Genomic DNA, 18,852 nt, shown 5'->3' on the forward strand with positions numbered 1-18,852 from the left:
TTTTAAAACCATTTCATCATGAAAATCCTTAAATCCTGTTCATCATGAAAATCCTTAAATCCTGTAAATCCTGTTCCTATACGATTAATCCGTCTTTCATGGTCACTACCCTGTCGCTTGTTTTCGCAAGGTGTTCGTTATGTGTTACAATTACAAAAGTTTGTTGAAAGTTGTCCCGAAGGTTAACAAAAAGCTGATGCAGTGCAGCGGCGTTTTCCGAATCCAAATTTCCTGAGGGTTCATCTGCAAGAATGATGGATGGATTATTGATTAATGCCCTGGCTATTGCCACCCTTTGTTGTTCGCCACCTGATAACTGATTCGGTTTATGATTTGCCCTATCCTTCAGTCCAAATAAATCCAGTAATTCTAAAGCCCTCACTTCAGCTTGTTTTTTATTTGTTTTAGCAATAAATGCAGGAATGCAGATATTCTCAATTGCACTGAACTCCGGCAATAAATGGTGAAACTGAAATACGAAGCCAATATTCTGATTCCGGAAAGCGCTTAATAATTCGCCGCTTAATTTGCTTATTATGATTCCTTTTAGCTCTACCGCTCCGCTATCAGGTTTGTCGAGCGTTCCCAAAATATGTAACAACGTACTTTTTCCTGCTCCTGAAGGACCAATAATACTGACGATTTCTCCCTTTTGCACCTCAAAATTTACCCCTTTTAATATCTGTAGATTTCCGTACGATTTTCTTACTTCAGTGGCTTTTAGCATGGTGTAAAATTAAGAAAAAAGATTAAAGCGGAAAGAGCAAGGAACAAGGATAAAAGAACAAAGAACTAAAACCTAAATCGGTGTAATCCAAAAATCAGTGTAATCATCCCGAAGAAAAAAGGGAAGCCCAAAGAATAAGGATAAAAGAACAAGGAAATAAAACCTAAAAGCAGTGTAATCCAAAAATCAGTGTAATCATCCCGAAGGAAAAAGGAAGCCCAAAGAACAAGGATAAAAGAACAATGAAATAAAACCTAAAATCAGTGTAATCCCAAAATCAGTGTAATCATACCGAAGGAAAAAAGGAAGATTAAAGAACAAGGATAAAAGAACTAAATCTAAAATCAGTGCAATCATCCCACAGAAAAAAAATAAAATTTGCAAATACGAAATTCTTATTTAACTTTGAAAAACAAAGCACTTTTAAAATGAATAGTCAGGAAGAACAACTAAATGCACTAAAAGACATCCGACAGATGATGGATAGATCGTCAAGATTTATTTCTTTAAGTGGTTTATCTGGTGTATTTGCGGGTGTTATCGCTTTATTTGGCGCTTATTTTGCCAATGAAGAAGTAGAAAAGTTCTTAACAGGCAGCGGTTATAGTTATGGTATTCAGGGTGAAATTGACCTGGAATACAACCTCATCAAATTAGCATTAATTGTTTTATTTGTGGCTTTGGCCGGCGGCATTTTGTTCACCTACCGACAAAGTCAGCGAAATAACTTACCAATTTGGGATAAGACATCTAAATCGCTACTCATCAATCTTTTTATACCAATATTTACGGGCGGGTTATTCATTATTGCTTTACTATTTAACCACCCGAATACCTACAGCATTATTGCACCAACCTGTTTAATTTTTTATGGCTTAGGCCTTATAAATGCAAGTAAGTATACCTATAGCGACATCCGTTACCTGGGCTATCTGGAGGTTATACTCGGCTTAATCTGCATGTTTAATGTAGGCTATGGCTTAATTTTCTGGGCGATTGGTTTTGGCGTTTTACACGTTATTTATGGTCTTCTGATGTATTTTAAATACGAGAAAGGCAAATAAGATGAAGAACCCGATAGCTGATTTAAATAAAATTTTTGATAGCCGGATCAGGTTAGGCGTAATGTCTGTACTTGTGGTTAATAATGAAATCGGCTTTAACGATTTAAAACAAATGCTGGAGTTGACCGACGGTAATTTAGCATCACATTTAAATACATTAGAACAAGCCGAATTTATTAAGGTGCATAAAGGCTTTATCGGCAGAAAAACCAGCACCACCTATTCTATAACAGATTTGGGCAAGCAAGCTTTTAAAGCTCATTTAGATGCCCTTGAAAAAATGATTAAAAAACTGTAGCTATTTTTTTTATTTAAACACTTTGAAAAACAAAGCGCTTTTAAAATTAAAAAACAATGAAAAATAAATCCAACCTCTTATTATTGGCGGCCCTTATCGGCGGCTTGCTCTTCAGCATTATATTTTGGGAAGAACGATTGGCCCTTAATTTACTCATTTACAGCCTCTACCTGCTAACCATTACCTATTTAAACCCTGAGGTAATTAAAAGTAAAAAAATTAATATTTATGGTGCGGCACACGTTCTGGCGGTAATCCTGGTTGTTGTTAACAATTCTGATTTAACCTTAGTAACTTATTACATCAGTTTAATTTTAGTTGTCGGCTTCGGTCATCATCAACAATTGAGAACTGTTTTCATGGCTTTTTTTGCTTTTGTTTTGCAGATGATGACGGTTCCTTTTAACGTAATCAGAAACCTTGGCGAGGTTACTATTGGTAATTTTAACTTGAAACCTCTTTTTAAAATCATTAAATACATATTTATACCTGCTGTAATTGTTGTGATTTTTACTTGCCTGTATTCAGCAGCAAGCAGCGTTTTTGCACATTATGCGGAAGCATTATTAGTGACTATCGGCAATTTTTTCAATACTGTTTTTGGTTTTATCTTTAAAGATTTAAGCTTTGCCCGCTTTATGCACTTCTGTTTCGGACTAATGGTTACAGCTGGTTTGCTGATGGCATTTTTTGACAAAAGCTTGCAGGAATTTGAGTTAAAATGCAAAGAACAATTATCAAGAACCAGGAAAAATATGAACCAAAAAACAATTTGGTTTGAATTTATAAGAATTTTTAGCGGAAATTTATTAACCAGAAAACTCGCATTAAAAACTGAATTTATTACCGGTCTGATTTCCTTTAGCGCATTAAACTTATTGCTTCTTTTGTTAAATGCGATTGATATTACCACACTCTGGTTCGGCTATAAACCGGCGGGCAACTTTTCAGCAGATTTACATGATGGTACCAATGCATTGATTTTTAGCATTGCTTTGGCAATGGCCATAATCATTTATTTCTTCAGAGGAAACCTGAACTTCTACAGCAAAAGCAAAACTTTAAAAATACTTGCCCTTTCCTGGATGATTCAAAATGCCATTCTTATCATTTCAGTTTTAATACGAGATGGCTATTACATCGAGTTTTATGGCTTAACGCATAAAAGAATTGGCGTTTTGGTATTTGCGTTACTCTGTATCATCGGTTTAGCAACTGTTTATGTAAAGGTAGCTAAACAAAAAACGTTTTTTTACTTACTGAAAGTAAATGGTGCCATTTGGTTTGCTTTACTGCTCGCATTCAGTGCAATAAACTGGGATATATTTATTGTCAAATATAACTTATCGCATTCTGATTCTATTTCGGTTGACGCAGACTATTTATTGTCTTTATCTGATAAAACACTACCCGTTTTAGACAAGAACAGATCGAAACTTGAAGGTTTTCTTTTAAAAAGATCAGGAAAATCAACTTATCAAAATGAGCTCGACGAAAGGGTAAGCTATTTTAAAGAGCGTTACGAAAAAGTAAGCTGGGTATCGTGGAACCTGCAGGACTGGAACACTGCTAAATACTTTGGGATTGAGAAATGAAAAGATATCAAAAAATTACCGCAATGATTTCAGCCCTTATTTTGTTAGCCTGCTTTATCCTAAATAACACGGCTAAAGAATTTTTTAACCTGCTGATTAGTGAATCACACATTAGATAAATATTATGAAAACTCATTCTTCAACTTACTGGAAAAATTATTTCATTCAAAATGCCTCGATTAAAAGGGTTGATTGGAAATTGAAACCCAATCTTCAGGAATCGGAAAGAAACAATATTTTGAAATCCTTACAAGCATGGCAATTAGGCGAAACATCTGAAGGTGAGCATTTAATGCGTGCAGCAAAGCAATATTCAATTGCGGTAAATGACGCTGAATATCCAGATGCAGTTAAGCTTTTTATAAAAGAAGAACAAAAACATGGAAATAACTTAGGTAAATACCTTGATTTAATAGAAGAGCCCCGGATAAAAAAGGATTGGGGCGATAGCATATTCAGAAAAATCAGGTATTATAATACGAATATGGAGCTTTGGACAATTGCCGTAATTACCGTTGAAAGTGCAGCCCAAATTTTTTATCAAGCTTTAAAGGATGCAACTAACTGTAATCTAATGAAGCAAATATGTACTGATATTTTAATCGACGAAGCCGCTCATATCACCTTTCAGAAAGAAAGATTGTATATCATTTTCAGTCAAAAAAACGCGGTTTTAAAATTTTTAGCTTACCATGCTTATACCTGCTTCTTCCTTTGTACAAGCCTTGTTGTCTGGCATGCGCACAAAAAATTATTTAAGGCCGGGAACGTTAGCTTCTCCAGGTATTTCAATAAAATGAAATTTAAACTTAATAAAGTAGCAGGTAAATCAATTTTATATCCGCAAAAAAAACAGCAGGAAATCCAGCTACTTGAACTGAATAGAAGTCCTTTTTAAAATCAACCTTGGCAAAGGTTTAAATACCGGAGCAATAAAACTTATTTCAAATATTATTTAAAATCATTAATTTAAAACATCATGAAAAATCAGGAAACGATTAATCTTTCTAAACTAAGAATTACAATCATTTTAGTGGTAACAGCCTTAATATTAAGCATTCCATTAATAGCCATGCAATTTACAAACGAGGTAAAATGGACCTTATCAGACTTCGTTGCAGCGGCTATATTGTTATTGAGTGCAGGATTTGGAATTGAACTGGTCATTAGAAAGGTAAAAACCGGCACATTAAGAACGGTACTATTTGTGGTTATTCTCTTAGCATTGTTTTTAATCTGGGCAGAGTTGGCCGTTGGCATTTTTGGGACGCCATTTGCCGGAAGTTAAATACTTCGTTTAAGCGTTGACAACTTTTATGATAACCCGACAAGAAGGTTGTCAACGCTTTCAACTGGAAATTACGATTAACACAAAATGTTCATTTTCTGAAAAAATCGGAAATTGCTATTTGTTTAGAGGCTTTGAAATTGTAGCTTTGGGCAAATTTTGTAGCAAATGAATATTCACGAATACCAGGGTAAACAAATATTAAAAAGTTTCGGTGTTAACGTTCAAGAAGGAATTGTTGCCGATACGCCAGAGCAAGCTGTTGAGGCTGCAAAGCAATTGAAAACAGATTATAATTCTGATTGGGTTGTAATTAAAGCGCAAATCCATGCTGGTGGCCGCGGTAAAGGTGGTGGTGTAAAATTAGCCAAAAACCTTGAAGAGGTTAAACAACGCGCAACCGATATCATTGGTATGCAATTGGTTACGCCTCAAACCGGACCGGAAGGTAAATTAGTGAACAAAGTTTTAGTTGCTCAGGATGTTTATTATCCGGGTGCTTCAGAAACTAAAGAATTCTATATTTCGGTCTTGTTGGATCGCGCAAAAGGCCGTAACATCATTATGTACAGCACGGAAGGCGGTATGGATATCGAAGAAGTTGCGGAGCATACACCACACTTAATTTTTAAAGAAGAGATTGATCCTAAAGTTGGTTTACAAGGTTTCCAGGCTCGTAAAATCGCGTTTAACTTAGGTGTTAGCGGTAATGCTTTTAAAGAGATGGTTAAATTCGTATCGGCTTTATACAAAGCATATGAAGCAACCGATTCTTCCATGTTTGAAATCAATCCGGTTTTAAAAACATCTGACGATAAAGTAATTGCTGTTGATGCTAAAGTTAATTTAGATGAAAACGGTTTGTTCCGTCACCCGGATTATGCAGCCATGCGTGATGTTACAGAAGAAGATCCAATGGAAGTTGAAGCAAGTGCAAGTAACCTGAATTTCGTTAACCTTGATGGTAACGTAGGTTGTATGGTTAACGGTGCCGGTTTAGCAATGGCTACAATGGATATTATTAAACTGGCTGGTGGCGAACCTGCAAACTTCTTAGACGTTGGCGGAACTGCCAATGCACAAACCGTTAAAGCAGCTTTCAATATCATTTTGAAAGATCCGAACGTTAAAGCAATCTTGATTAACATTTTCGGAGGTATTGTTCGTTGCGACCGTGTTGCACAAGGAGTTATCGATGCATATAAAGAAATCGGAAACATTCCTGTGCCGATTATCTGCCGTTTACAAGGGACAAATGCTGAAGAAGCTAAGAAACTAATCGACGAATCAGGACTTAAAGTTTACTCTGCAATTGCTTTAAAAGAAGCTGCTGATTTGGTAACTAAAGTTTTAGCTAATTAAGCGAAAAGCGAAAAGACTAAAGCTTAAAGCTATATCATATTTATAAAACCTTTCAGTGAAAACTGGAAGGTTTTTTTATTCCCCTTTTTTAGAGGAGTGTCCTCAGGACGTGGTATTCTTCTGACCGTCATTACTAGAAAACCCCATAGATCTAAACCTAATATCAATTCGGCCTAAATGCGCTAAAATGCCTTAAGTAGTCATTTTTTTTTGAAATTTAAGGTTCCGTGATTATCGCAGTTGACAGTCCTGCTATCCCTCCAAGTCCTCACTCATGCTTCGCTCCGGGCTTTCCGTCCTATCAGGTTTATTTAACTTGTGTTCGTCGTACTTCGGCAAAAAGCATCGTTAAACTTACGAAGTCCTTCCCACACTTCAGCCCTTCTAGACTTCGTATTTAGCGTGAGCGAAACTCCAGGATATCACCCGGCTGGCAATCCAGAACATTACAAATCGCTTCCAGCGTCTCTAACCGAACAGCCTTTGCTTTACCCGTTTTTAAAATGGATAAATTAGACATCGTAATGCCAACCCGATCACTCAATTCGGTAAGTGACATTTTGCGACGGGCGAGCATGACATCTAAATTTATAATAATTGGCATAGAATGATGAGGGTAAAGTTAAATCGTTAAATCATTTTCCTGTTTGAGTTTTAACGCATAATTAATTAAATACAAAAACACCCATACAATAAGTATCGAAATAAGCAAATCTGAATATGGTGCAACTGCCATTTTAGCAGAATAACCCAAACCATCCGCTAAACTTCTATCAGTTGCAAACGGGATCACATAGCGCTTTATCAAGAATAGTGTTGTTATCTTAAACACCAGTAAACCAACTAAACAGTACCAGATTTTGGTCATTCTTTTCAAACTAGCTGAGGAGACCAAATTATTTAAGATTTTTTCTGAACTGTAGAAAACATAATATAGGTGATACCCAATAAAAACATAAAAAAAATTGCAAAAAAGTTGCCTCAGTCCATCCAAAAATACCAATGAATCAAATGGTCTTGATAGCGCAGTAGCTAAACTAATTACCGAGATTAAAATATAAAATCCAAAAATTGATATATAAATTTTAAGCGCATTTTTAACTCTGTGTGATACTTTATTTTCCATAATTAGATTGTTAAATCGTTTTCTTCTTTAAGCTTTCTATTTGCGTTCAAGACAGCGGACGTAAAAAACATGAGTATGGTTATTATAATGAAACTGAGGTTTGGAATAATAATAAATGGTGCCAGGTCAGACCATAAAAAAGTTGGCTTTGCAAAATCAATCCCTGATAAATTATTATGATTAATGATAATTGAGGAATATATCAAATAAACCATCATTGAAAAAGGAATCCATTTCATAACATTCAATGGCTTAACTAATTTTTCAGACAGGACAAATGAAGAAGAAACTTTGACAACATTATCTAAGAAAACGAAAAATGCTAAATAAAAGATGCAGCCGACAGTTGTGTAATAGTCAGATTGATTATGAAAAGCGGCTTTGGAAAGGAAATTGAGCAGGTAAAGAAATGTTAATATTCCAAATATCCTGACAAAAATCTTTATCAGTACCAATGCCCAAAAATTAGAGACGGCATTTTTTAACTTCCAATTTGTAAATTTTATAAAAGTCATAGTTTTCAAATAAATTCTGAAGCAAACATAAAAATTAATTATTACAAATCAAAATATATTTATTGAATTACAATAAATATATTTTGATAATCGGCTATTCCATACCTAGGTGGGCAAATATTCATCAAAACTAAATTGGAATGATTTTTGTTATAAGTAAAACTGTAAAAAACTTGTGCAAACATCAACATTTTCAGCATTTTATCCTTTCTAATTGCTTACAAATTCGTAACTTTGCACACTCAAATAATTTAAGAGCACACAATACGTATAAATGAGACAACTCAAGATAACGCAATCCATTACCAACCGTGAAAGTCAGTCATTAGATAAATACTTACATGAAATTGGTAAAGTAGATTTAATAACAGCAGAAGAGGAAGTAATTTTAGCAAGGAAAATTCGTGAAGGTGATCAGGCTGCATTAGAGCGACTTACCAAAACAAACTTACGTTTCGTTGTTTCTGTAGCAAAACAATACCAAAATCAGGGCTTAACTTTAGGCGATTTAATTAACGAAGGTAACTTAGGCTTAATTAAAGCGGCAAAGCGTTTTGATGAAACCAAAGGTTTCAAATTTATTTCTTATGCTGTTTGGTGGATTCGTCAGTCTATTTTGCAGGCCATTGCAGAACAAAGCCGTATTGTACGTTTGCCATTAAACCAGGTTGGTTCACTAAGTAAAATTAGTAAAGCTTTTTCTAAATTAGAGCAGGAATATGAGCGTGAGCCTTCACCTGAAGAATTGGCAGATATTTTAGAAACTACTGTTGACAAAATCTCTGACACATTAAGTAATTCGGGTCGCCACGTATCGATGGATGCACCTTTTGTTCAAGGGGAAGAAAACACATTGTTAGATGTGTTGGAAAACCATGAACCAAATACCGACAGTTCATTAATTAATGAATCATTATCAGAAGAAATCAAACGTTCTTTATCTACCTTAACAGAAAGAGAAAGAGAAATTATTGTTTTATTCTTTGGTTTAGGCTCCAATCATCCGCTTTCGTTAGAAGAGATTGGCGAGAAATTTAACTTAACGCGTGAACGTGTACGTCAGATTAAAGATAAAGCGCTACAACGCTTACGTCATACTTCAAGAAGTAAAATTTTAAAATCATATTTAGGATAATAAATTCCTAAATAACGGAAATAATGGAAAAGACCGGCAAGTTTGCCGGTCTTTTTTGTTTAAAGAGTTTCCAAAAAAAAAAGACCAGCTTTGCTGATCTGTGAATGTTATACTTTTCTATTATACTAAGAGATTGCCTGCCTGCGGTAAACAGGCTTCGTTCCCGGCAATTAAAGCGAGTGTTAAAACAACAAATGCTTAACAGTTAGTCCGTTATTTATCAATTGTTTTAAGGAATCAATTCCGATTCTTAAATGCGTTTCCACATACTTTTCTGTAACTGTACTATCACTCTCAGCCGTTTTAACACCTTCCGGAATCATGGGTTGATCTGAAACCAAAAGCAAAGCTCCGGCCGGTATTTTATTTGCAAAAGCAGTGGTAAAAATAGTAGCCGTTTCCATATCAACGGCCATCGCTCTTAAAGTTTTTAAGTATCGTTTAAATTCTTTATCGTGCTCCCAAACCCGTCTGTTTGTTGTGTAGCAGGTTCCGGTCCAGTAATCTCTGCCATGGTCGCGGATTGTTGTTGAAATCGCTTTCTGCAACGCGAAAGCCGGTAAGGCAGGCACTTCTGCCGGAAGGTAATCATTAGATGTTCCTTCTCCCCTGATTGCTGCTATTGGCAGAATTAAATCGCCCAGTTGATTTTTCTTTTTCAAACCACCACATTTACCCAAAAACAATACTGCCTTTGGTTTTATTGCAGTTAACAAATCCATCATTGTTGCTGCCAATGGACTCCCCATTCCGAAGTTGATAATGGTTATACCGTTTGCCGTTACACTTTGCATTGGTTTATCAAGCCCCATTATTGGTGCATTATCATTCCACTCAGCAAACATGCTAACATACTTACTGAAATTCGTTAACAGGATATAATCTCCAAATTGATCCAGTGGCCTGCCGGTGTATCTTGGCAACCAGTTTTTCACAATTTCATCTTTCGATTTTAATCCCGCTTTTACCGGACTTTCAACCTCTTTTATCTTTTTAGATTTCTCTACAAGTGCCTCGTCTTTTTTTACATCTTTTTCTTCATTCATATTTTTTAGCATAGAGCTTAGCGCATGGCGCCAAGCGTTAACAAATAGTATATTACAAAAAATCCTCTCGTTTTAGCGAGAGGATTTTATTTTTTTATGCGGCTTGTAACTTTTTAAAGTCTGCCTTTTCAAATTTCTCTATCGCGTAATCGAGATTGATGTGCAACTCTTTAACATCCTTCTGCGTCGGCGTATCGAACATTGCATCAAGCATAATGGCTTCGCAAATTGAACGTAAACCACGTGCCCCAAGCTTATATTCCATTGCCTTATCCACGATAAAGTCTAAAACGTCGTCTTCAAAAACCAGCTTAACATTTTCATAAGCAAAAAGCTTAACATATTGCTTGATTAAAGAATTTTTAGGCGCAGTTAAAATATTTCTGAGCGAATCTTTATCCAACGGGTTTAAGTGTGAAAGAACCGGTATACGTCCGATTAATTCGGGAATTAAACCAAATGACTTTAAATCCTGTGGCGTAATGTACTTATAAAGATTTTTAAGGTCAAGAATGGTATCATCCTTTTTAACTTTATAACCTACTGCCTGTGTACGTAAGCGATTTGCTATTTTACGTTCAATGCCATCAAATGCACCACCACAAATAAACAAGATGTTATTGGTATTAACCGGAATCATTTTTTGATCAGGATGCTTCCGTCCACCTTGCGGCGGAACGTTAACAATGGTACCTTCCAAAATTTTTAATAATGCCTGCTGAACACCTTCGCCTGATACATCACGCGTGATTGACGGATTATCGCTTTTACGCGCTACCTTATCAACCTCGTCTATATATACAATACCACGCTCTGCCGATGCAACATCATAATCTGCTGCCTGTAATAAACGGGTTAAAATACTTTCTACATCTTCACCAACATAGCCAGCTTCGGTTAGAACAGTTGCATCACAAATACAAAAAGGTACGTGCAGAATTTTAGCAATAGTTTTAGCTAAAAGTGTTTTACCCGTCCCGGTTTCACCAACCAGCATGATATTTGATTTTTCAATCTCTATCTCGTCTTTTTCAATTTTTTGATTTAAACGTTTGTAATGGTTGTAAACTGCCACCGACAATACCTTTTTGGCATCGTCCTGACCGATAACATACTGATCCAAATGCTGCTTTATCTCAAGCGGCTTTAACAATGTTAGCGTTGATTGAATGCCTTTACTATTTTTAGTGCCTAGTTCCTGGGCAAGCAACTGATTGGCCTGGGTAATACATTTATCACAGATAAATGCATCCATTCCTTCAATTAACATTAAAGTCTCATGCTTGCCTGAATGGCAGAAAGAGCAACGGGATTCTTTATTTTGTTTCGCCATCTTTTTTCGAGTTTCTCGATAATACTTCATCAACCATACCAAATCCTTTTGCTTCATCAGCAGTCATCCAGTAATCACGATCTGAAGCTTTCTCCACCCAGTCGTAAGTTTGTCCTGAATGCTCAGAAATAATATCGTACAATTCTTTTTTCAATTTTAACATTTCTCTTAAGTTGATCTCCATATCAGATGCAACGCCTTGTGCGCCTCCTGATGGCTGGTGAATCATTACTCTCGAGTGCGGCAATGCGGCACGTTTACCTTTAGCACCGGCAACCAATAAAACGGCACCCATTGATGCTGCAATACCCGTACAAATCGTAGCTACATCCGGCTGAATATACTGCATGGTATCATAAATACCTAAACCTGCATATACAGACCCACCCGGTGAGTTAATGTAAATCTGAATGTCTCTATCGGCATCGGTTGATTGCAAAAACAACAACTGCGCCTGGATAATATTTGCATTCTGATCATAAATTGCATCACCTAAAAAGATAATACGATCCATCATTAACCTGGAAAAAACATCCATTTGAGCGACATTCAACTGGCGTTCTTCTATAATATAAGGCGTCATGTTCTGTGGGTTCAGATTAGCCTGTGCAATAAATTTATCTACGTGTAAACCACCAATCCCCTGATGTTTAACGGCAAATTTTCTGAATTCTTGTGAATCTATGTTCATAGTATGGTTATGAGTTTGGCGTTTTGCGATAAGCGTTCTAACCGCCCGAGCAAGTACGCAGGTTATTTTAATAAATATTTCCTGAAGTTGGTTAATTTCCGTGCCAATTTATCTAATTGTTACAGATAATCATTCAGTTCAATGTCAGAAATATAATTTCTTCTTGCTAAAACTACTAAAATATTTGCATTCTCAAATGCAGAACGATGTGCAATATTCAGATAATGAGCAAATTCCTTATTAAAAACAGAACTTGAGCCTTATGCGATATTATTAGATATGCTAAGAGCAGCTCCATTGAGCTGCTCTGCAAATCTGTATTTTTTATCAACTGACAATCGGTCAGCTATATCGAGTAATCTATCAGTCAATTCTATAGATAACTGCCAAACTTCGAGTGATTAAAATTTAAATTGAGCCGCTGCTAAATATAGCAATTTGAACAATCATTTTAAGCGCATCACGGTAAACGCAATACCTCTTACTTCTTCTCTGCTAACGCTACAAATTTATCGTAATCAATTGATTTATCTTCTAAAGTAACAATTGATTTAATTTGCTCGAAAGTTTTTAAAGCTTTTACTTCTTCGAAGGTACGGTTAGCATTTTCTTTGTCCTGCAAGAATTGAACTGCATATTGCGCCAATTGATCTTCTGGAAGCGGGCTTGGACTGTACATTCTGAATTGAGCATCTAATTTTGCTTTAGCGGCAGCAACCACATCTTCATATTTAATCTCGATGTTGTTGTCTCTGATGATTTTATTCTCGATCAAAGTCCATTTAAGGTTTTTAGCGAAATCATCATATCCTTCTGCCAGTTCTTCATCCGTTAGTTTCTCATTTGTTGCTTTTAACCAGCGACGTAAAAACTCATCAGGTAAGTCGAAGTTATGTTTAGCTAAAAGTTGTTCATAAATATCGTTTGATAATTTACGCTCAGCATCCTGTTTAAACATGCCTTCGACCTCTTCAGTAATCTTTTCTCTGAAACCGGCTTCGTCCGTTACAGTGCCTTCTCCAAATAATTTATCAAAAAATTCCTGGTTTAAATCTGATTCTTCTAAACGGTTAACATTTTTTACGGTTAACTGAAAATTAGATTTTAATTCAGCGGCATCTCCTTCAGAAATATTTAATGCTTTTGCAATTACAGCCGCATCACCAAAAGCTTTCTGAATATCGATGGTTACAACATCATCCTTTTTCAAGCCCGTTAAAGACTTCAGTATATTTTTATCCGTAACCTGATCCAGGCGAAGTGTAGCTGTATTTGTAATTCCGCCTTCGAAAACGGAACCATCGGCACCTAATTGCACTAAATCTGCATATAAAACATCGCCTTCGGCAGAAGCTTCAGGGTTTGACATTTTACCATAGCTACGGCGGATATTTTTAATACGGGTTTCTAAAGTTTCTTTATCGGCCTTAATTACATATTGAGTGAATTTATCTTTAGATGAAATATTCACATCAAAAGCAGGTGCTAAACCTAATTCGTAATCAAATTCAAAATCATCTGTATTATCCCATTTGAAGTCTCTTGAATCGTCCATTTTAGGAAGTGGCTGACCTAAGATTTCTAATTTTTGCTCGGCTATGTAGTTTGATAAGGTGTCGTTTAACAAATTGTTAACCTCTTCTACCAAAATACTTTTACCATACATTCTTTTGATATGAGATGCAGGCACCATCCCTTTACGGAAACCTGGTAGTTGCGCTTTTTTTGCCTGGTCTTTAATTGCTTTATCTACTTTTCCGGTATAATCTGCAGGTGCAATTTTGATTTTTACAACAGCATTTAAGTTGCCGGTTTTTTCCTGTGTAATATTCATTTCTTTTGAATCAACGTTTTAAAAAACAAAACCGTTCCGATGTTTAAATCGAAACGGCCTTTATCTTATTGTGCGGAAGAAGGGACTCGAACCCCCACGCCGTGAAGCGCCAGATCCTAAGTCTGGTGCGGCTACCAATTACGCCACTTCCGCAGTTAGGATTTATTAAGGACTGCAAAGATAGAAATTAGAATGAAACTTCAAAAAGGATTTACAATATTTTATGAATTATTTTAGAAATAAAATGCTAAGTAATTAAGGCTAAGACAGAATCATTTAAAAAATAAAATTCAAAAAACAGTCAGGATTTGTTTCGTACAATTCAAATCTGCATTTGTATAGTCCATTTTGCATCATTATAACTTTATCAATGATACATCGACAAGTTCAGGCCCGCCTTCTAATGGATAGCCGGGAACCTTTTTACCTTTAATGGTTACCTTTTTATCTAAATACAAATCGAGATTAATTCCGCTCGCCTTCAGTGCATAGGTTTTGTTTTCAGCCTTTAAAATATGTGTGCCATACTGAAAGGTTGTCATGCCTAATTTTTGAATTGTCCCGGTCGCAGTAACACGAGTTGCCATGCTCGAATCTTTAAACGAAGTACATCCTGAAACGACAGCAACGAATAGAGATAAAATGATAAGCTTTTTCATAGCAGAGATTTAAAATTTATGATTGGATGCCGTAAATCTAAAAGAAATAACAGTAAAAGATTAGGAAAGTTCTTTTTGAAATTCGAAAAAATACTGAACGGCCTTTACCAAACGACTGCCATACCAGCTAAACATTTCACCATCAACCAGCATCACTTTAGCGTTGGGGATTGCCTTTTGTATTTCTTCGATATGTTTTTCTTTAAAAGGATAAGGCTCTGAGGAAAGGAGAATCAGTTCACAGCTTGTCGTTTCCAGTTCTGCCAGGGTCATTTCGGGATAACGCTCCTGATTAACGACGTTAATCATGCCATTGGTTGACAGCACATCATCAATAAAAGTATTTTTACCTGCGGCCATGAAAGGTTTACGCCAGATAAGGTAGGCTACCCTTATCCCCGTGAAGGGCGCTTTACCAGCAAGTGTTTTTAAATCATTAAATCCTGAAGCAATTAAATGATTCAGATAAGATGCTTCCGGCGCTCTGTCTACCAATTCACCAATTTCTGTAATGGTTTTCATGGCATCATCTAAAGTAAATATATCGCTCATCCAAACCGGGAAAAATTCAGCAAGTTCCTCTATATCACTTCGCGTATTTTCTTCTTTATTACCGATGATTAAATCGGGTTTTAGATCTTTTATTAAATCGATGTTAAGCTTTTTTGTTCCGCCAACTTTGGTGCGCGCTGCAAACTTATCTATCGGGTGAATACAGAATTTAGTTAATCCGATGATTTCACTATCTAAACCCAAATCGAATAGCAACTCTGTTTGAGAAGGCACGATAGAAATAATCCGCTTTGGCGGAAAGTTAATTGTTACTTCCCGCCCCATTCCATCTGTAAAAGACTTTTGCATGGAGCAAAGGTAATTTAATCGCAGGTAATAAATAATATTGCTTATTCATATTTCAGAGCCTTAACAGGGTTTTCTTTAATTGCTCTTATACTCTGCAAGCTCACGGTTAGTATTGTAATTAGTATTATTGATAGATTAACCACTAAAAATACGGTTATGGGCATATTTATTCGATATGCAAAAGTGCCAAACCATTTTTGCATGTAAATAAAGGCAAGAATATCTGCTAAAAACATTGCAATCAAAACCAATTTAACAAAGTCTGCGTTAAGCAATTTGAGCAGTGATGTTGTTGTGGCGCCAAGGATTCGGCGGACTGCAATTTCTTTTATACGCATTTTAGCATTAAAAGCTGCAAAACCTACTAAGCCGAAGATTGATATTACCAAAGTAACCACTCCAAAAGAGAAAATAATTTTTTCGCTGATTTCGTAACTGCTATTCATTTTTGCAAATACCTCGTCTGCATAAAGAAATTTTGGATTTGCCCCCGGGTCAATATTTTTCCATGCGATTTTAATATCTGCAACTGTTTTCTGAAGGTTATGAGTTTTCAGACGAAAAATAATACTTCTCCGCCAATGTGTCGGATAGTCGCTTACTAAATAAGCTGTAGGCATAATAGCACTTTCAAAACCATAAGCCTGAATATCTTTTAATACGCCAACTACATTAACTTTTACTTTCTCATCATTTCTGTCTATAATTATTTGAGTGTTGTTTTTTGATAAGCCAAGTTGCTTAAATGCAGTTTCGTTTAAAACAATACTTTGTGTAGAATCGCTCGCTAATAAATTATAATCATAGCCCCTGCCCTTGATAATCTCTGCACCAATTGTTTGGAAATAATTTGGGTCAATGTACCTGGATTCGACACTTAATGTATTGTTATTGTAAGTGATATTATCTTCAAAACCCGAATCGTTAATTGGTTGTTCAGTTGCTCGCGTAACAGCGGCAACACCATCGATTGACAACAATCTGCTTTTGATTCCCTCGAAACCCGCAGGATTTAATTTTCGTTTTTCAAAACCCGCAATGCTTACAGACATTAGCTGATCTTTAGCTAGACCAATATCTTTTTGTTTCATGAAGCTAAGTTGAGCGAACATAACGCCAAAGCTAATAACCAATGCAATTGCTACCGTAAACTGAAATATAACGAGTCCTTTCCTTAAGCTGCCGATTTGGTTTGAAGTAGAGAAATTTCCTTTTAAAACCCTCGCAGGTAGAAATCTTGCCAAAACAATTGCAGGATAGGCACCTGATAAAAATAAAATAGCAATTAAAATTAAACCAACCTGACCGAGAATTGACCAGGTATGAGAAGAATTAAAAAGCACTAAATTATCTGTTAAAATATAATTTACCTGAGGCAAAAGCAATTCGGCAAAAATTAAAGCAAATAAGAAAGCTATAAAGCACTGAATGCCCGTTTCTGTAAAAAACTGTTGAATCAGACTCCATTTGTAAGCGCCTAAAACTTTTTTAACGCCAACTTCTTTAGCTCTGGTTTGTGCTAAAACCAAGGCCAGATTAGTATAGTTTATACAAGAGATGATGATTAAAAATGAAGCCAGGGCACATAAAATATAAATTGTGTTTTCTTTAGGATTTGTGGTATAAAAATTACTTAAATTGAGGTTGGATATTGTTTCTGTAATTAGTTTTATCGAAGTAATGCCCTCTTTTTCTTTCAGAATTTTAAGTGCCTGACTTTTTGTTAGCTTAAGATTTGCGTTACTATTGCCGTTTTGAAATTTTGCTAAAGCAATAATATAGGCATCATTTATTTTATAAATAACTTCTTCTGTATTAAAACCATTTTTTAGTTTAAAAATAGTTGTAAACGGCGTAGTAGAAATTTGATTTCCGTACGCAGATAAATCATCTCCTTTGATAAAATCAAAGCCAAAAGATGAAGGTTGCGTTCTGTCATCCCAAACAGCTTTTATTACTAAAGATGCTTCGGGAAAATTAACACCTCTGTTGTTTAATAAAACTTTACCGAGCACCTCAGCAGTTCCGAAAATTTTCACAGCAGCAGAATAACTGATTGCTACCGAATTTTTATCTGAATAAATATCTTCCATCCTGCCGCGAATGGCCTGCAAAGGATAAACTTTAAAAAAGTTGCTATCCACAGCTGCATATTCAAAGAGATTACTGTTTTCTTTATCCTGCTTATTTGTTCTTAAATCTAATTTTCGACCATCGATGCCACCAATGGCTACTGCTTCCACTTCAGGAATTTGCTCATCAATTACCTGCGAAAGCAAACCTTTAATTTTGGTTCCCTTATTTTCTGCTCCGTTTTTGGTAAAATCTGCTGAAACGATAAAGGTTCGTTTTAAAGCCGGGTTCCATTTATCATATCCTGTCTCTTTGTTTATATAAAGCAGAATAATCATAAATCCCGCCAAACCAATGGCTAAACCAAAGATATTAATGGCAGCATAAGTTTTATTTTTCCAAAGATTTCGCCAGGCGATTTTTAAATTCAGTTTAAACATAAGAGCATATTAATAGTAAACGGGTTAAATCTTTACGCTATCCCTAACGGCGACATCGTCTTTTACAACACCATCGGCAATATGTAAAATCCTGTTTCCGTACTCTGCATTTTTTTCAGAATGAGTTACCTGAATAATGGTTATGCCTTCTTCCTTATTTAGTTTTTGAAAAAGTTGCATAATTTCTTCTGCCTGGGCAGATTGCAAATTACCCGTTGGTTCATCGGCGAGGATAATTGAAGGTTGTGCAGCTAAAGCTCTTGCAATACCAACCAATTGTTGTTGTCCGCCGGAAAGCTGATTAGGAAACAAATCTTTTTTGGCGACGATGTTAAACCTGTCGAGCAAATCGGCTATTCTGCTTTTGCGTTCGGAACTGCCAATCTTTTTATAAAGCAATGGCGCTTCTATATTCTCATAAACGGTCATTTCATCAATCAGGTGATAAGCCTGAAATACAAAGCCGATATGGTTTCGATAAAGTTCAATGCGTTTACGTTCGTTAAGGTTGGTTACATCTTCGTCCATAAATTCATAATTACCATAAGTTGGTTCTTCGAGCATACCTAAAATATTGAGTAAGGTAGATTTCCCGGCTCCGGATGGTCCCATTATGGATACAAATTCGCCTTGTTTAATGGTTGTGGTTACATGGCGCAAAACATAATGTTTAATGCCTTTGCTTGAATAATATTTTTCGATGTTTTTTAGTTGTATCATTTTTTAGTATCAAGTATTTAGTAGCAAGTATCAAGACATTAGCAAGTCGCTTTAGCCTTTCCGCTTATATTAGTATCAAGTAATT

Annotated in this window: 18 protein-coding genes, 1 tRNA gene and 1 pseudogene; 7 read left to right on the forward strand and 13 right to left on the reverse strand. The window is 35.8% G+C overall.

All coding sequences use genetic code 11. The features are described 5' to 3' along the window. Nucleotides 1-76 precede the first annotated feature (76 nt). The gene (locus tag O0931_RS08750) at nucleotides 77-727 is read right to left on the reverse strand and encodes an ABC transporter ATP-binding protein (RefSeq protein WP_269415182.1); all 651 of its coding nucleotides are present in this window, start codon (nucleotides 725-727) and stop codon (nucleotides 77-79) included. A 428-nt stretch (nucleotides 728-1,155) separates the two neighbouring features. On the opposite strand from O0931_RS08750, the gene O0931_RS08755 reads away from it, so the two are divergent. The 6 genes from O0931_RS08755 (at nucleotide 1,156) to sucC (ending at nucleotide 6,334) form a co-directional block, all read left to right on the forward strand. Then, complete coding sequence (locus tag O0931_RS08755; RefSeq protein ID WP_269415183.1) at nucleotides 1,156-1,791, forward strand: hypothetical protein; 636 nt, start codon at nucleotides 1,156-1,158, stop codon at nucleotides 1,789-1,791. 1 nt (nucleotide 1,792) lies between these two features. After that, on the forward strand, nucleotides 1,793-2,089 hold the full coding sequence (locus O0931_RS08760) for a winged helix-turn-helix domain-containing protein (RefSeq protein WP_269415184.1): 297 nt from the start codon (nucleotides 1,793-1,795) through the stop codon (nucleotides 2,087-2,089). Nucleotides 2,090-2,145: 56 nt separating this feature from the next. Continuing rightward, nucleotides 2,146-3,684: a DUF4153 domain-containing protein gene (locus O0931_RS08765; RefSeq protein WP_269415185.1), complete on the forward strand. Its 1,539-nt coding sequence runs from the start codon at nucleotides 2,146-2,148 to the stop codon at nucleotides 3,682-3,684. A gap of 124 nt (nucleotides 3,685-3,808) precedes the next feature. Further along, nucleotides 3,809-4,582 (forward strand): ferritin-like domain-containing protein, encoded by a 774-nt coding sequence (locus O0931_RS08770; RefSeq protein ID WP_269415186.1) that lies wholly within the window; start codon nucleotides 3,809-3,811, stop codon nucleotides 4,580-4,582. Between the two features lie 81 nt (nucleotides 4,583-4,663). Next, nucleotides 4,664-4,972 (forward strand): hypothetical protein, encoded by a 309-nt coding sequence (locus O0931_RS08775; RefSeq protein WP_269415187.1) that lies wholly within the window; start codon nucleotides 4,664-4,666, stop codon nucleotides 4,970-4,972. A gap of 168 nt (nucleotides 4,973-5,140) precedes the next feature. Further along, nucleotides 5,141-6,334: an ADP-forming succinate--CoA ligase subunit beta gene (gene sucC / locus O0931_RS08780; RefSeq protein WP_269415188.1), complete on the forward strand. Its 1,194-nt coding sequence runs from the start codon at nucleotides 5,141-5,143 to the stop codon at nucleotides 6,332-6,334. Between the two features lie 397 nt (nucleotides 6,335-6,731). On the opposite strand, the gene O0931_RS08785 is transcribed toward sucC, so the two are convergent. Both O0931_RS08785 and O0931_RS08790 read right to left on the reverse strand, forming a co-directional pair. After that, complete coding sequence (locus O0931_RS08785; protein WP_269415189.1) at nucleotides 6,732-6,938, reverse strand: helix-turn-helix domain-containing protein; 207 nt, start codon at nucleotides 6,936-6,938, stop codon at nucleotides 6,732-6,734. Nucleotides 6,939-6,956: 18 nt separating this feature from the next. Then, entirely contained in the window at nucleotides 6,957-7,460 is a 504-nt protein-coding gene (locus O0931_RS08790) for a hypothetical protein (protein ID WP_269415190.1), read from the reverse strand. A gap of 789 nt (nucleotides 7,461-8,249) precedes the next feature. Between O0931_RS08790 and O0931_RS08795 the strand changes: the two genes are divergently transcribed. After that, on the forward strand, nucleotides 8,250-9,110 hold the full coding sequence (locus O0931_RS08795; protein WP_010601359.1) for a sigma-70 family RNA polymerase sigma factor: 861 nt from the start codon (nucleotides 8,250-8,252) through the stop codon (nucleotides 9,108-9,110). 182 nt (nucleotides 9,111-9,292) lie between these two features. On the opposite strand, the gene O0931_RS08800 is transcribed toward O0931_RS08795, so the two are convergent. The 10 genes and pseudogenes from O0931_RS08800 to O0931_RS08840 form a co-directional block, all read right to left on the reverse strand. After that, a complete protein-coding gene (locus O0931_RS08800) occupies nucleotides 9,293-10,156 on the reverse strand; it encodes an AMP nucleosidase (protein ID WP_269415191.1) in 864 nt (287 codons plus the stop codon). Between the two features lie 94 nt (nucleotides 10,157-10,250). Next, entirely contained in the window at nucleotides 10,251-11,489 is a 1,239-nt protein-coding gene (gene clpX, locus O0931_RS08805) for an ATP-dependent Clp protease ATP-binding subunit ClpX (RefSeq protein WP_269415192.1), read from the reverse strand. Further along, a complete protein-coding gene (gene clpP / locus O0931_RS08810) occupies nucleotides 11,473-12,180 on the reverse strand; it encodes an ATP-dependent Clp endopeptidase proteolytic subunit ClpP (protein WP_269415193.1) in 708 nt (235 codons plus the stop codon). Before clpP ends, clpX begins: the two co-directional genes overlap by 17 nt. 119 nt (nucleotides 12,181-12,299) lie before the next feature. Next, nucleotides 12,300-12,566 (reverse strand): annotated as a pseudogene (locus O0931_RS20125) (four helix bundle protein); the annotation flags it as partial. A 95-nt stretch (nucleotides 12,567-12,661) separates the two neighbouring features. Then, entirely contained in the window at nucleotides 12,662-14,014 is a 1,353-nt protein-coding gene (gene tig, locus O0931_RS08815; RefSeq protein WP_269415194.1) for a trigger factor, read from the reverse strand. A gap of 71 nt (nucleotides 14,015-14,085) precedes the next feature. Then, nucleotides 14,086-14,167, reverse strand: a tRNA-Leu gene (locus O0931_RS08820). Between the two features lie 203 nt (nucleotides 14,168-14,370). After that, nucleotides 14,371-14,673, reverse strand: a complete 303-nt coding sequence (locus O0931_RS08825; protein WP_269415195.1) for a hypothetical protein — start codon at nucleotides 14,671-14,673, stop codon at nucleotides 14,371-14,373. Nucleotides 14,674-14,733: 60 nt separating this feature from the next. Next, the gene (locus tag O0931_RS08830; RefSeq protein WP_269415196.1) at nucleotides 14,734-15,534 is read right to left on the reverse strand and encodes a helical backbone metal receptor; all 801 of its coding nucleotides are present in this window, start codon (nucleotides 15,532-15,534) and stop codon (nucleotides 14,734-14,736) included. Nucleotides 15,535-15,575: 41 nt separating this feature from the next. Further along, nucleotides 15,576-18,047, reverse strand: coding sequence for an ABC transporter permease (locus O0931_RS08835; RefSeq protein ID WP_269415197.1), 2,472 nt, complete (start codon nucleotides 18,045-18,047; stop codon nucleotides 15,576-15,578). Nucleotides 18,048-18,071: 24 nt separating this feature from the next. Beyond that, nucleotides 18,072-18,767: an ABC transporter ATP-binding protein gene (locus O0931_RS08840; RefSeq protein WP_269415198.1), complete on the reverse strand. Its 696-nt coding sequence runs from the start codon at nucleotides 18,765-18,767 to the stop codon at nucleotides 18,072-18,074. Between the last annotated feature and the right edge of the window lie 85 nt (nucleotides 18,768-18,852).

It is taken from the genome of Pedobacter rhodius, from assembly GCF_027213645.1.
Taxonomy (GTDB): Bacteria; Bacteroidota; Bacteroidia; order Sphingobacteriales; family Sphingobacteriaceae; genus Pedobacter; species Pedobacter rhodius.

Coding starts and splice junctions, on each gene's coding strand:
- O0931_RS08750 (WP_269415182.1), bottom strand. CDS start 727: ATGCTAAAAGCCACTGAAGTAAGAAAATCGTACGGAAATCTACAGATA.
- O0931_RS08755 (WP_269415183.1), top strand. CDS start 1,156: ATGAATAGTCAGGAAGAACAACTAAATGCACTAAAAGACATCCGACAG.
- O0931_RS08760 (WP_269415184.1), top strand. CDS start 1,793: ATGAAGAACCCGATAGCTGATTTAAATAAAATTTTTGATAGCCGGATC.
- O0931_RS08765 (WP_269415185.1), top strand. CDS start 2,146: ATGAAAAATAAATCCAACCTCTTATTATTGGCGGCCCTTATCGGCGGC.
- O0931_RS08770 (WP_269415186.1), top strand. CDS start 3,809: ATGAAAACTCATTCTTCAACTTACTGGAAAAATTATTTCATTCAAAAT.
- O0931_RS08775 (WP_269415187.1), top strand. CDS start 4,664: ATGAAAAATCAGGAAACGATTAATCTTTCTAAACTAAGAATTACAATC.
- sucC (WP_269415188.1), top strand. CDS start 5,141: ATGAATATTCACGAATACCAGGGTAAACAAATATTAAAAAGTTTCGGT.
- O0931_RS08785 (WP_269415189.1), bottom strand. CDS start 6,938: ATGCCAATTATTATAAATTTAGATGTCATGCTCGCCCGTCGCAAAATG.
- O0931_RS08790 (WP_269415190.1), bottom strand. CDS start 7,460: ATGGAAAATAAAGTATCACACAGAGTTAAAAATGCGCTTAAAATTTAT.
- O0931_RS08795 (WP_010601359.1), top strand. CDS start 8,250: ATGAGACAACTCAAGATAACGCAATCCATTACCAACCGTGAAAGTCAG.
- O0931_RS08800 (WP_269415191.1), bottom strand. CDS start 10,156: ATGAATGAAGAAAAAGATGTAAAAAAAGACGAGGCACTTGTAGAGAAA.
- clpX (WP_269415192.1), bottom strand. CDS start 11,489: ATGGCGAAACAAAATAAAGAATCCCGTTGCTCTTTCTGCCATTCAGGC.
- clpP (WP_269415193.1), bottom strand. CDS start 12,180: ATGAACATAGATTCACAAGAATTCAGAAAATTTGCCGTTAAACATCAG.
- tig (WP_269415194.1), bottom strand. CDS start 14,014: ATGAATATTACACAGGAAAAAACCGGCAACTTAAATGCTGTTGTAAAA.
- O0931_RS08825 (WP_269415195.1), bottom strand. CDS start 14,673: ATGAAAAAGCTTATCATTTTATCTCTATTCGTTGCTGTCGTTTCAGGA.
- O0931_RS08830 (WP_269415196.1), bottom strand. CDS start 15,534: ATGCAAAAGTCTTTTACAGATGGAATGGGGCGGGAAGTAACAATTAAC.
- O0931_RS08835 (WP_269415197.1), bottom strand. CDS start 18,047: ATGTTTAAACTGAATTTAAAAATCGCCTGGCGAAATCTTTGGAAAAAT.
- O0931_RS08840 (WP_269415198.1), bottom strand. CDS start 18,767: ATGATACAACTAAAAAACATCGAAAAATATTATTCAAGCAAAGGCATT.